This window comes from Streptomyces anthophorae (genome assembly GCF_049310305.1).
Classification (GTDB): Bacteria; Actinomycetota; Actinomycetes; order Streptomycetales; family Streptomycetaceae; genus Streptomyces.
The window spans coordinates 5970251-5982979 of the sequence record NZ_JBLWQQ010000001.1 but is presented as its reverse complement, the minus strand read 5'-3'; the positions used below and the strand labels follow the sequence as shown (position 1 = coordinate 5982979).

The following is a 12729-nucleotide window of genomic DNA, read 5'->3' as shown; positions in this document are numbered from 1 at the left end:
GCGTCACCCGCCCGCCGCGTAAGGGGCTCCGGCCTCCGACTTCACCCGACTGCGTGCTTCGTCCCCACCCCTCACAGGGCTTACACAAAAGCAGGGCCCGGCGGCGCGAACGCCTGCCGGACCCTGTGTGCTCAGTGTGCTCAGTGGCTCACTTCTTGCTCTTGGAGCCGCCGCCGTCGTCACTGGAGAGCACCGAGATGAAGGCTTCCTGCGGCACCTCGACGGAGCCGACCATCTTCATCCGCTTCTTGCCCTCCTTCTGCTTCTCCAGGAGCTTGCGCTTACGGGAGATGTCACCGCCGTAGCACTTGGCGAGGACGTCCTTGCGGATGGCGCGGATGGTCTCGCGGGAGATGACCCGGGACCCGATGGCCGCCTGGACGGGGATCTCGAAGGCCTGCCGCGGAATGAGCTCCCGCAGCTTGGCCACCAGGCGCACGCCGTACGCGTACGCGGCGTCCTTGTGCGTGACGGCGGAGAACGCGTCGACACGGTCGCCGTTCAACAGGATGTCGACCTTCACCAGGTCGGAGGCCTGCTCGCCGGTGGGCTCGTAGTCCAGGGACGCGTAACCGCGCGTCTTGGACTTCAGCTGGTCGAAGAAGTCGAAGACGATCTCGGCGAGGGGGAGGGTGTAGCGGATCTCCACCCGGTCCTCGGAGAGGTAGTCCATGCCGAGGAGGGTGCCGCGGCGGGTCTGGCAGAGCTCCATGATCGCGCCGATGAACTCGCTGGGCGCGAGGAGCGTGGCGCGCACCACGGGCTCGTAGACCTTGTCGATCTTCCCCTCGGGGAACTCGCTCGGGTTCGTGACCTGGTGCTCGGTACCGTCCTCCATGTCCACGCGGTAGACCACGTTGGGGGCGGTGGCGATGAGGTCGAGCCCGAACTCGCGCTCAAGACGCTCACGGATCACGTCGAGGTGCAGCAGGCCGAGGAAGCCGACGCGGAAGCCGAAGCCGAGCGCGGCCGAGGTCTCCGGCTCGTAGACCAGGGCGGCGTCGTTGAGCTGAAGCTTGTCCAGGGCCTCGCGCAGGTCCGGGTACTCCGAGCCGTCCAGCGGATACAGACCCGAGAAGACCATCGGCTTCGGGTCCTTGTAACCGCCGAGGGGCTCGGTCGCGCCCTTGTTCAGGGAGGTGATCGTGTCACCGACCTTGGACTGACGGACGTCCTTCACGCCGGTGATGATGTAGCCCACCTCGCCGACGCCGATGCCGTCGGCCGGGGTCATCTCGGGGGACGACACACCGATCTCGAGCAGCTCGTGCGTGGCGCCGGTCGACATCATCCGGATCCGCTCACGCTTGTTGAGCTGGCCGTCGACGACACGGACGTACGTGACGACGCCGCGGTAGGAGTCGTAGACCGAGTCGAAGATCATCGCGCGGGCGGGGGCGTCGGCGACGCCGACCGGGGCCGGGACCTCGCGGACGACCTTGTCGAGCAGCGCCTCGACGCCCATACCGGTCTTCGCCGAGACCTTCAGCACGTCCTCGGGGTCGCAGCCGATGAGGTTGGCGAGCTCCTCCGAGAACTTCTCCGGCTGGGCGGCCGGAAGGTCGATCTTGTTGAGCACCGGAACGATCTTGAGGTCGTTCTCCATCGCCAGGTAGAGGTTGGCGAGGGTCTGCGCCTCGATGCCCTGCGCCGCGTCGACCAGGAGGATCGTGCCCTCACAGGCCGCGAGCGAGCGCGAGACCTCGTACGTGAAGTCCACGTGGCCCGGCGTGTCGATCATGTTGAGGATGTGGGTACTGCCCTTGTCGGGCCCCTCGGTCGGGGCCCAGGGCAGCCGCACCGCCTGGGACTTGATCGTGATGCCGCGCTCTCGCTCGATGTCCATCCGGTCGAGGTACTGAGCACGCATCTGCCGCTGCTCAACCACACCGGTCAGCTGGAGCATCCGGTCGGCGAGCGTGGACTTGCCGTGGTCGATGTGCGCGATGATGCAGAAGTTGCGAATCAGAGCCGGGTCGGTGCGGCTCGGCTCGGGCACATTTTTAGGGATCGCGGGCACGCAGGGTCCTGTCTCTTGAGGCCTTCTGCCTCAGGTCGGCCTCGGTTGGGATCGATACGTAGCCTCCATGGTCCCATGAGCGGGGGGCTGCGCTCGGTTTGGGCCGCCTGGATGACGGCTGATACCGTGGGCAGCTGTGTCTCCTGCCCTCTCAGCGCGAGGCACGCACTCAGTGACAATCACCGGTACGGGTCCCTCACCGGCTCCGTGCCTGAACCTGAAAAGGCTCATTTCGTGGCGAACATCAAGTCCCAGATCAAGCGGATCAAGACCAACGAGAAGGCTCGGCTGCGCAACAAGGCCGTGAAGTCCTCCCTCAAGACCTCGATCCGCAAGGCCCGCGAGGCCGCTGCCTCCGGTGACGTCCAGAAGGCCGTCGAGGCCCAGCGCGTTGCCGCGCGTCAGCTCGACAAGGCCGTCTCCAAGGGCGTCATCCACAAGAACCAGGCCGCCAACAAGAAGTCGGCGCTTGCTTCGAAGGTCGCGTCCATCCAGGCCTGAACCTGACCTGACCTGATCGACCGTCGGTGGGACCCGGGCGGGCCCTCTCTTCCGCCCCCGACCGACACCCAGAGCCCGCACGCGATCTGCGTTCGCAAGTCGCGGCGAGTATCGGACCAAAATCGTGAGCAGTTCCGGACCCTCTGCCGGATCACGTGCAGTCTCGTAGTACGCCACGCTACGTAAACGCCCCCGGACCCACTCCGGGGGCGTTGCTGTTTCTACCTGCGGAAATGACGACGCCCCGCCCTCATCCCGTACGCGGGGACAGACGAGGACGGGGCGCGCCGTCAGAGCGAGCAGGGTCCCGAACGGCGACGCCGGGACCCCGCCCGCGCCCGCCCTCTCCGCGCTCCCGGGCGCTGGCACGGGAGCGCGGGTCTATGGAGGGTTCTCCCAGTGGAGTTCCCCGATGTCGAGCAGTCGGCCGGCATGCACGGTGCGCGGGTGCTGTGGGGTCAGGAAGCAGTGGACTATGACCCCTGAGACGTCACGGCCGCAGATCTGCCACAAGTTCTGAGCTATCGGCTCCGGGACGCGCCCCTCCACGCCGCACACGGGGCGCTCGTCGACGCTCACGGCTCGACCTTCGGCGGCTCAATGCGGGCGAGATCCGCCTTCGGCGGGTCGACCGGGACGACGTCGTCCTCCATGGGCGTCGCCCGCCAGAGGGTCAGCATCCAACACCGGTATCCCGTGTGCGACGGATGTTTGCTGGCGTGCCCGATCGCCCACTCTTCCGGGGCGCCCGTCATCGGGTCGACGACCCCCGATATCTCAGGGCACGTCGCACAGCCGACGATGATGGTCGTCCCTTTAGGCGCGCCTTCGCTCGTGTCGGGCCCGATGTGCCACCGCACTTCGCGGACGATGGAGCGCGTCATCACGTGACCCCTTCCACGTACGCGAGTGGTAAGCCCAGGATTCCCGCCCGCACCTTTTCGCCGTCATTAGCCCTGCGGAGTCGGGTCGGGTCGGCGTCCCATTCACGTCCGCCGCCAGGCGGACGGAGCTGGACGTAGGGGCCTTCCCGCCCCATGACCCTTCCGACTCTTTGCGTGTCCTCGTCGACGACGAGTGCGCCGACCCATAGTTCTTCCGCCTTCACGCCGTAGCGCCCCCTCTGCGGATAACGTCAGCGAGCCTTATAGCTACGTCGGCCCGAGCGCGGCCTAGGTTGACGAGTCCCGGACCGAAAGATCCGTTGTCGACACCCAATGACGGGAGCACGATTCCGGCACCATCAAGTGCCGCTCGCAGTGCTTCAGTTGCCGCGTGAGCGTCGGCTTCCGATGGGTGCGCTGTGACCATGGGGACGACGCTAGGGATCTCAGTGTTCCGGTGTCGACACGATGTTCTCGAATGTTCTCGCGCGTTCCCGGGATTCCCTCGCGTGTTCTCACGTGGCGTGCTGAAGTATGTGGAGAACCAAGAACACAACGGCGACGCTGAGAGGACCCAACTCCCTTGAAAGGGGCCGAACATGGTTCGCTACATCAGGTTCAACGGCACCGACAGCAAGAACGGCGGATGCCCGGCGGTTCACGAGGTCGTCGGCACTGACGAGTTCATCGTCCAGGGCCTCCCTGTCACCGACCCTGCCGAGTTGGCGAAACTCCGGTTCCTAGGGGCCGATGACGTCGCCGTCCTCGTCCCGCGGGAGACTCTGGTCAACCACGGACCTAGGGAGCTTGCGCGCGTGCCGAAGCTGATCGACCTGGAGGAGTTCGGGCGGCTCTTCGAGACGTTCGAGTACACCGCATGGAGGTTAGAGACCCGCGGGCGGTATCAGTCCGACACGGAGGATCCGACCTACGACGAGTTCGTCCGGACCGGAACCTTCGCACTCGACACCGACGACGAGTGGTCGCGGCTCATGCGGTCCCAGACGTCAGCCGGCAAGACGGTGGGGCGCGTGCGTGTTGTCGACAACCCACCCACAGTCGGCCAACGCTTCCTCTTCGCGGACGCACCGCGGAACGCCGCCGCTGGGGAGGACATGCGCTATCTGTGGCGCGAAGAGGCGGACGACCGCAACCTCCCTCGCGAAGACTTCTGGATCTTTGACTCCCGCCTCGTCGCTGTGCTCCGCTTCGACGAAGTGGACGTCCTCCACGGGGCGGAGATCATCACGGAGCCGGCGGAGGTCAACCGCTACGTACAGTTGCGCGACATCGCGTCGCACGAGGCCGTCCCGCATGATGTCTTCGCGCACGCCGTGGCGATCTTCGACGAGTAAGTGAGAGCCGGTGAGCACTGATTACCAACAGGCACGCGAAGCCTTCGGCGTCTCTCTTCGGGAGCTGCGGCTCCGATGCCCGTCGGGCAAGCTCACCGGTACACAACTCGCCTCCGCCCTCAACTGGCCTCACTCGAAGGTCTACAAGTGCGAGGGCGGGAGGCAGACCATCACGGAGGACGACCTCCGCAGGTGGGTCGACGCATGCGAGCAGCCAGACAAGTTCGACGGCATGCAGGCTCGGCTACGCGGATTCGAGTCGCAGATCCGCTCATGGCGGCGCCAACTTTCCTCCGGGCACAGCGCCGTTCAGGACTCGTGGAACGTGGAGGTGCAGCGCTCCCGGGTCCTGTACGCATGGGAAGAGTCCGTGGTCGCGGGCATGCTCCAGACCGCGGACTACGCGCGCCACGTCTTCCGGCGGTACGCCACATTCTTCGGGACCACGCAGGACGCCGAGGAAGCAGTACGTGCCCGTGCCCGGCGGCAGGAGTGGCTTTACGAGAGTGGTCACACGCTGCGCGTGGTCATGTGGGAGGCAGCCCTTCGAGCGCTCGTCTGTCCTCCGTCCGTGCTCGACGCCCAGTTGGACCGACTCGCAAGCGTCGTCGGCATGGACTCTGTCGAGCTGGGAATCATCCCGTTCACCGCGTCACTGAAACTCCCAACGGCCAACGGTTTTTGGGTCTTTGACGAGCGCCTCGTCGTCACTGAGGACTGGCACGCGGAGCTATGGCTCGACGACGCCGACAACATCGCCCTGTACGGACGAGTCTGGTCAGCCCTCCGGGAATCCGCGGTCTACGGCTCCGACGCCCACAACGTCATCAACGCCGCCCGGCGCTCGCTCAGTTCACGGTGATGTCAGATCGGGAAGCCCAGCGCGCGCATGCGACGTCGGTACGACCGACCGTGCTCGGGGGTGCAGTAGTGCCGTGCGCGCCCACAGCCGGCCGTCTGCGGCACGTCAGACCCGCAGTGTCCACAGGCGACGGGGGCAGCCTTAGCGGGCTTCGTCACGTCGTGCATGGCGTTGTCCTCTCAAGTGATGGGAGCGCCCCGCGCGGCACCATGGTCGCGCTCAGCGTGGGGTGCGGAAGTGGGTAAGCCGCTCAACGTGTCGGTGAGCGGCCCGTGTGTGCGTCGTGTACTCCGATGCGCTTGTCCACCCTCGGAGGTCCTGGCCGTCGAGCACAGTCGTGATTCTGAGACCGTCTTCGACGGTGAGGACCAGAAGGCCGGTCGTCGGGCATGGGTCCCCCGTGCTTGTGGTCGGGGGTGCACGGTACGTCGGGAAGCGGGGGAACGTGTGCGGCTGTGGATAACGGGCCCTGACCTGACTGGCGAGCGACGCCTCGACTGAGGCGCAGGCTTCACAACAGGCCGATCTGCGCGGGAAGTTTGAGGCAAAATGGACCTGTGGCTGACGAGAATGAACCCCACACGCTGGCGGAGCGCCCCTCCGCGGATGCAGAACTGGAAGCCGAGACCGATGTAGGCGCGAAGGAATCAGGTGTAGAGGCCGAGCCGGGTCCGAAGTTCCGGATCGGCATTATCGACGGCAGTGCGTTCGCCGTCGGAAGCCACAACACCGTCCATGTGCCCTATACTGAAGGGCACATCACCAACTGCCCACATACGTCCATCGAGAGCGCGGATGCGGCGCTCAAGCGTGGGGCCGAGCCCGAGATCGTCAACGAGATCCTGGCCGGCGGAGCTGTCGCTGCCTCGTTCACTGCTGCTGCCAGCATCGCTAAGGCGAAGTTGGAGGCCACCACTCAGCGCCAGAAGAACACCCTCGATGCCGAGACGGAACGGCTGAGGATCGAATCTAACGAGCGCATCGCCGGCTTCCAGGGCATGACGGCGCAGGTCGAGACCGAGGGGCCGGAGCCTGGTGACGCCTGACCCGCGCCCCCTCCTCACGCTCCCTCGTCGGGCGCGGGCGACGACACATACACGGCACGGAGCGCAGGCAGCGGATTACAGGTCTTGCACGCGACGATGGGCCTGTCACGCATCATGATCGCGGCCTCCGGCGCTTGGAGAAGGTCGCCGTCCGTGGGGTTCCGACCGCACCCGCCACGCCTCGTCCTCCCACGTGTGCTCGACCTTGAACCGGCTCTCGCGGTAGGCGACTGCTTTGCGGCGCTCCTGCTCGGTGACCTTCAGCTTCAGGTGAGCTCCTCCCTTCGGAGGGGCGCCGAACTTGGCTCCTGCAAGGGGGACTTCGGGAGGGAGGCCTCCATTGACCCCTCGCTCACAACGTGTGGCGCACGAGTGCGGTATCGATGACGCCGTCCTCTTTACCGAGCACACCCGCGGGCAGTTCAGGACCGCGGAGCTCGTCGTCGGGGACGATGACCGTCTCCGGGGCGGTGGCGTTACGCCGGCGGCGCTTCGTGGGGTCCTTCGGGGCGGGACCACGTCCAGCCATCGGCGCTCCTCCTTCTCAGTCAATCGATTTGCATATGCCCTGAACAACCACTATGCGCAGTAAGCCACGGCAGCTGACATGCGCCAGACCGCGACCGCTCGTACGATGAAACAGGGGCGAGCCGGGAGGCTCCTAATGGCAGCAGCGCAACTCATACGAGTCACTGCGGATATTCCGCCTGCGACTCTCGAAGAGGTTGCATCCTTCTTCCGCAACCTGAACTCTGTGTACGGCTATGCGCAATATCTTGCTCGGTGCGCAAACACGAGCCATGAACCAACCCCAGCAGAGATCAACGAGATATGGACGCACGGCTATAAAGAGGCGTCACCGGCCGTAGTTCGAATCGCCATGGGCTCGATCTCTATCGACGTCCTCAAAAACCCGGGCGAATGGGTTGATGCAATATTCCTCGCGCTGATCAACCTCGCCACCCTACCCGCCCAGATACGCGAACGCTGGCATGAGTCGCAATACGGCGCGGAAGTGTTCAAGGCAAAGCGCGATGAGCTGCGCAAGAGCGGGAATATAACCGCCGAAGAGATTGAACCTGACTAGTGAACGTCAGGTGACTTGGAGAATGCCGTAGCCTAAGCCACTCGCACTGCCCGAGTTAGATCCGAGAGCACAGACGGGGCGTTGCCGTGTCGGCGCCCGTCATTGCGACGCAGCGGCCCCAGGGGCGAGCGGGCCCCCTTCGGGGCGGGACCACGCCCAGCCATCGGCGCTCCTTCGTAGCAGTTGGTGCCAGTTATGCGAGCGAGCACCGGCGGGGCCTGGGCTCATCCGGCGCGTGGGTTTTGACTCGCAGTGCGCGGGTATCTCCCCGGCAGGCGGTACTTCGCCACCTCCGCGCGCATACGACCGGGCCGCAACGGCTCCAGTGATTCTGTGGCGTCGACGGCTACGGGAGTCTACAGCTGAGAGTGCGGAGAACTACGTGATTGGGATGATCTAGCTACCAGGCGCTAGCCACGCAGCGAGCTTCTGTGACATGTCGGGCAGAGACTCGGTTTGACCAAGGAGATAGACATTGGTCAGGCCGAGCATGCCCAGACGACAGCCGGCCTGACGACTCCCTCAGGTGAGAGGAACGCAGTCCGGTGGAAACCGTCGGATGGGTTGCAGGTTCAGTCCTGGGTATTGGCGGAGTTGTCGCTATCGTTAATTACGTGTTGGATCAGGTGCCACCCCTCAGCCGAAAGCTCATAAAGGCAACACGTTCGGTCCGTGAGGCGCGGGATGCGATCCGCGCACTCAGGGATGACAACCACGCAGGGCATGGCTCGAACAGCGGGCTTCAAGGATCAGCCCGTCAGCGAAACAACGACCGCTGACACATCGCCCAGCAGCGACGGGGTGTTGCCATGTCGGCGCCCCGTCATTGCGATGTAGGGCCCGTGCCGAAGATCTCCACGGCCGTACCTTCGGGGCGTTGGATGCGGAGCCCCTGGCGGACGCCGGCGCGGCCCAGGATGTGGCGTTGCTTTACGGCTCAACGCAGCCGTTTAGTGGCGTTTAGAACCTGCAACCCGGCAGCCTTCTCCACACGCGTCGATTAGAGGCGCCTCGTCGACCGCGTAGCAGTCCACGACGAAAACTGTGTACTCGTCGCCGTGGCGTACAGGCTCGCCCTGGACGTCGCCAGGACCGTGCACGACGAAGAACTCCATCCATGCGACCGCCATCCACCCGAGAGAGCGGGAGCGGTCGTGACCGGGGGCGCGCACGGTGACGTGCGGCACGCGGTCTCCTAACCGGTCAGACGCGCTCTGCGCGAGTTGATGTCAGTCACCCCGCCGGGGCGCTGTGCGGGCGTCTGCGGCTTCACCGTGGGGTCGTCGACCTTCAGCTTCAGGCGAGCCCTGTCCTCCGGCGTGGCGCCGAACTTGGCGGCGCGGAGGCGCACTTCGGATGCGAACTCCCATCGACCTTTCGCCCACATCGTGTGATGCATGAGGGCGGTGTCGATCAGGAAGAGCCAGTCCGCGTCGGTGAAGGTCTGCGCCTGCGCGGAGGTGTGCCAGGAGTTCCACCACGCCTGCGTCATGGCATGCCACTCGACAGCGACGCCGCCCTCTTCGCCGAGGACGCCCTCCAGCAGCTCAGGGCCGCGGAGCTCGTCGTCGGGGGTGATGACCGTCTCCGGGGAAGTGGCGTTGCGCCGGCGGCGCTTCGTGGGGTCCTTCGGGGCGGGACCACGTCCAGCCATCGGCGCTCCTCCTTCGAATTTCATACGAGATGGACACAGCGTCACCGTGCGAGTACATTGCGTGGCTCCTCGCCATGGAAGAGCGAGGGCGCACCCGCAGTACTGGGGTCACCGCGGACGAGGCGCGCCCGCAACTGCCCGGAACCTTCTGCCCCCGGGAGTGAGCGAGGCACAAGGCCAGACCCTCCCGGAGGGAGTGATGCCTAATGGAAGGGCTGTAACCCCAGTGGAAACCGTTGGATGGGCGGCAGCCGCAATCGTCTCAGTAGGCGGCGCAGGTGCGGTCATTGCCCACGCGCTAGACCAAGTCCCCACACTCAGCGACAAGTTCGTGAGGGCAGTTCGAGCCCTACGTAAAGCTCGGGACGAGGTCCGTAGGAATCGAGCTCGTTAGCAGGCTCACCGACTGAATTCAGTCACCAGAGCCGCGAGACTTCCCAACACTGACGGGGCGTTGCCATGCCGGCGCCCCGTCATTGCGATGTACCGGCCGGTCCCGTAGATCTCCACGGCCGTACCGTCGGGGCGCCGGATCTTCCGTCCATGGCGGACGTCAGCGCGACCCCAGATATGCAGACCGTCGCCGGACGGGGACACCTCTACGTAGGTGGCGCCCGCGTCGCGAACGATGGCTGCGGCCCACGGCGCCAGACGGCCCGTGAGCGGATTGAGACAGTGGTCCAGGTCGAGACAGACAATGTCGTCGACGTCCGAGAGGACGAAACCGAGACCGACGCCGGCCGTCGAAGCGGCGGCGTCCTTCCCTTCCCCAGGGCGGGGCTTCGGTACGTTCTGACCCGTTGGGCGCCTCATTCCAGCCCGTCTGGGCGCTCATCTCCAGCCCGTCCGGCGATTGAGGACACTGCCGAAGGCCGCCAGGGGGGTCTGGGGGCGCAGCCCCCAGGGATGGGACGGGTAGGGGCGGCGGGGGCGACCTTCTATCGCCCGCGCGCACGGGCAGCCCGCGCCACGGTCACGACGGCCTTCTCCAACGCATACTCCGGATCGTCCCCGGCCCCCTTGACCCCGGCATCCGCCTCCGCAACGGCCCGCAACGCAACGGCAACCCCATCCGGCGTCCACCCCCGCATCTGCTGCCGCACCCGATCAATCTTCCACGGCGGCATCCCCAACTCCCGCGCAAGATCCGCCGGCCGCCCCCCACGCGCCGACGACAGCTTCCCGATCGCCCGCACCCCCTGGGCCAGCGCACTCGTGATCAGCACCGGCGCCACCCCGGTCGAGAGCGACCACCGCAACGCCTCAAGCGCCTCGGCCACCCGCCCCTCCACGGCCCGGTCGGCGACGGTGAAGCTGGACGCCTCGGCCCGCCCCGTGTAGTACCGCCCGACGACGGCCTCGTCGATGGTCCCCTCGACGTCGGCGGCGAGCTGCGACACGGCGGACGCCAGCTCCCGCAGATCACTCCCGATCGCGTCGACGAGCGCCTGCGACGCCTCGCCGGTGGCGGACCGCCCCACCGCCCGGAACTCGGCCCGCACGAACGCCAGCCGATCCGCAGGCTTCGTCATCTTGGGGCAGGCGACCTCCCTGGCCCCGGCCTTGCGCGCCGCGTCCAGCAGGCCCTTCCCCTTGGCGCCGCCCGCGTGCAGCAGCACCAGCGTGATCTCCTCGGCGGGCGAGCCGATGTACGCCTTGACGTCCTTGACCGTGTCCGCCGACAGGTCCTGCGCATTGCGTACGACGACGACCTTGCGCTCGGCGAACAGCGAGGGACTGGTCAGCTCGGCCAGCGTCCCCGGCTGGAGCTGATCAGGGGTGAGGTTCCGTACGTCGGTGTCCGCGTCCGCGGCGCGCGCGGCCGCCACGACCTGCTGCACCGCGCGGTCGAGCAGCAGATCCTCCTGCCCCACCGCGACGGTGAGGGGAGCGAGCGGTTCGTCGTTTGCACTCTTCCTGGCCATCGCGCCAAGCATCCCACGCGCCACTGACAACCAGGGGCCCACGGGACGGGGGCCGGGCCCGGGGGCCGACCGGAGGCAGGGCCGGAGGCAAGGCCCGAGGCGGGGCCGGAGGCGGGCCGCGCCGATGGGAGTCCTAGGGCTCTCCTAGGGCTCCTCGCGCCAGCCGTCCCACTCGCCGACGAACCCGTCCAGCTCCTCGGCGGTCAGCCGCCCCGCCGCGTCCTCGACGACGACCAGCCACTGCGCGTCCTCGGCGTCGTCCTCACCGGCCAGCGCGTCCCGTACGAGCTGGGGTTCCTCGGTCACCCCGAAGCGCTCCCCGAGCGCCTCCGCGACCTCCTCCGCGGCGTCGCGGTCGGGCAGCACCAATACGTGTCTCACATCGCTCACGCCACCATTTTCCGCACGCAGGCGGCGCCGCGCCGCACGGGGTCAGCCCTTGGGCACGACCTGTATGTCGAGGTCGATGCGGACGCTGGAGCCGACGACGGCGATGCCCCTCGCCAGCATGGTCTGCCAGCTCACGGTGAAGTCGTCGCGGTGCAGCTCCGTGCTCGCGCGGCAGGCGGCCCGGGTCTCGCCCTCCATGCCGGTGCCCACGCCCAGGTACTCGGCGTCCAGCGTGACGGTCCTGGTCACACCGTGCAGCGAGAGCGCCCCGGTGATCGCCCAGCGGCTGCCGCCCTTGTGCACGAACCGGTCGCTGTAGAACTCCAGCGTCGGGAAGCGCTCGACGTCGAGGAAGTCCGCGGATCTGAGGTGGTCGTCGCGCATCTTCACGTTCGTGTCGATGGACGAGGCGTCGATGACGACGTGCATCGCGGAGTCCTCGGCCCGCTCGGCCACCCGCAGCACCCCCGCGAACGTGTTGAACCGGCCGTAGACCCGCGCCATCCCGATGTGCCGCGCCGTGAACCCGACCGAGGAGTGCGTCGGCTCGACCTCCCAGTCCCCCGGCGTCGGCAGCGGCGGCGGCGCGGTGACCTGGAGCGTCACGTCACCGAGCGCCGCCTGCTCGCCCTCTGCCACGGTGACCCCACCGCGGAACGGCGCGTACCCCTCGGCCGAGACGGCGAGCCGGTACTCCCCCGCGGGCACCGTCGCCATGAAGGAGCCGAACGGGTCGACGCCCCCGCTCACCACCTTGCGCCCCCTCGCGTCGTTCACCGAGAATTCCGCGCCGCGCACCGGTTCGCTCACCGGGTCGATGATCCGGCCGCTGAGCACCCCCGCCCCCGGCGGTATCGCCGGTCCCGCGAGGGAACTCGAACCTACTGACCGGTTAGTACGGTTTCTCCGCCAACGACCGAACATGCCCTACCCACCCCAGAACGCCTGGACAACGACCTGATCTTCTGCATTCGACAAGCATTCGATCATCGTGGGCAGTTTCGA

14 protein-coding genes are annotated in these 12729 nt (G+C 66.9%); 5 read left to right on the top strand and 9 right to left on the bottom strand.

The features are described 5' to 3' along the window. Positions 1-148 precede the first annotated feature (148 nt). Entirely contained in the window at positions 149-2020 is a 1872-nt protein-coding gene (gene lepA / locus ACNYS0_RS27125) for a translation elongation factor 4 (RefSeq protein WP_422477051.1), read from the bottom strand. A 234-nt stretch (positions 2021-2254) separates the two neighbouring features. Here lepA and rpsT point away from each other — a divergent pair, with 234 nt between their 5' ends. After that, positions 2255-2521 (top strand): 30S ribosomal protein S20, encoded by a 267-nt coding sequence (gene rpsT / locus ACNYS0_RS27120; protein ID WP_266719751.1) that lies wholly within the window; start codon positions 2255-2257, stop codon positions 2519-2521. Positions 2522-3096: 575 nt separating this feature from the next. Here rpsT and ACNYS0_RS27115 read toward each other — a convergent pair. Genes ACNYS0_RS27115 through ACNYS0_RS27105 form a run of 3 tightly spaced genes read right to left on the bottom strand, consistent with a single transcriptional unit; the run spans position 3097 to position 3832 of the window. Continuing rightward, on the bottom strand, positions 3097-3405 hold the full coding sequence (locus ACNYS0_RS27115; RefSeq protein WP_422477050.1) for a DUF7848 domain-containing protein: 309 nt from the start codon (positions 3403-3405) through the stop codon (positions 3097-3099). After that, on the bottom strand, positions 3405-3629 hold the full coding sequence (locus tag ACNYS0_RS27110; protein ID WP_422477049.1) for a hypothetical protein: 225 nt from the start codon (positions 3627-3629) through the stop codon (positions 3405-3407). The genes ACNYS0_RS27115 and ACNYS0_RS27110 overlap by 1 nt, the downstream gene beginning before the upstream one ends. Then, positions 3626-3832 (bottom strand): hypothetical protein, encoded by a 207-nt coding sequence (locus tag ACNYS0_RS27105; RefSeq protein ID WP_422477048.1) that lies wholly within the window; start codon positions 3830-3832, stop codon positions 3626-3628. Before ACNYS0_RS27105 ends, ACNYS0_RS27110 begins: the two co-directional genes overlap by 4 nt. 172 nt (positions 3833-4004) lie before the next feature. Here ACNYS0_RS27105 and ACNYS0_RS27100 point away from each other — a divergent pair, with 172 nt between their 5' ends. The 3 genes from ACNYS0_RS27100 (at position 4005) to ACNYS0_RS27090 (ending at position 6668) form a co-directional block, all read left to right on the top strand. Then, complete coding sequence (locus ACNYS0_RS27100; protein WP_422477047.1) at positions 4005-4760, top strand: DUF6879 family protein; 756 nt, start codon at positions 4005-4007, stop codon at positions 4758-4760. Positions 4761-4770: 10 nt separating this feature from the next. Then, positions 4771-5622, top strand: a complete 852-nt coding sequence (locus ACNYS0_RS27095) for a helix-turn-helix domain-containing protein (protein ID WP_422477046.1) — start codon at positions 4771-4773, stop codon at positions 5620-5622. A gap of 557 nt (positions 5623-6179) precedes the next feature. Beyond that, positions 6180-6668: a hypothetical protein gene (locus ACNYS0_RS27090; protein WP_422477045.1), complete on the top strand. Its 489-nt coding sequence runs from the start codon at positions 6180-6182 to the stop codon at positions 6666-6668. 352 nt (positions 6669-7020) lie between these two features. Here the strand turns inward: ACNYS0_RS27090 and ACNYS0_RS27085 are convergent, their stop codons facing one another. Next, the gene (locus tag ACNYS0_RS27085) at positions 7021-7197 is read right to left on the bottom strand and encodes a hypothetical protein (RefSeq protein ID WP_422477044.1); all 177 of its coding nucleotides are present in this window, start codon (positions 7195-7197) and stop codon (positions 7021-7023) included. Positions 7198-7332: 135 nt separating this feature from the next. Here ACNYS0_RS27085 and ACNYS0_RS27080 point away from each other — a divergent pair, with 135 nt between their 5' ends. Further along, entirely contained in the window at positions 7333-7755 is a 423-nt protein-coding gene (locus ACNYS0_RS27080; RefSeq protein ID WP_422477043.1) for a hypothetical protein, read from the top strand. A 1195-nt stretch (positions 7756-8950) separates the two neighbouring features. Here ACNYS0_RS27080 and ACNYS0_RS27075 read toward each other — a convergent pair. The 4 genes from ACNYS0_RS27075 to ACNYS0_RS27060 form a co-directional block, all read right to left on the bottom strand. Beyond that, entirely contained in the window at positions 8951-9409 is a 459-nt protein-coding gene (locus tag ACNYS0_RS27075) for a phage terminase small subunit (protein ID WP_422477042.1), read from the bottom strand. 938 nt (positions 9410-10347) lie between these two features. Next, a complete protein-coding gene (gene holA / locus ACNYS0_RS27070) occupies positions 10348-11334 on the bottom strand; it encodes a DNA polymerase III subunit delta (RefSeq protein ID WP_422477041.1) in 987 nt (328 codons plus the stop codon). 144 nt (positions 11335-11478) lie between these two features. Next, positions 11479-11724 carry a hypothetical protein gene (locus tag ACNYS0_RS27065; protein WP_422477040.1) on the bottom strand — a complete coding sequence of 82 codons (246 nt, stop codon included), beginning with the start codon at positions 11722-11724 and terminating at the stop codon, positions 11479-11481. 42 nt (positions 11725-11766) lie between these two features. After that, entirely contained in the window at positions 11767-12648 is an 882-nt protein-coding gene (locus tag ACNYS0_RS27060; protein ID WP_422477039.1) for a YceI family protein, read from the bottom strand. Between the last annotated feature and the right edge of the window lie 81 nt (positions 12649-12729).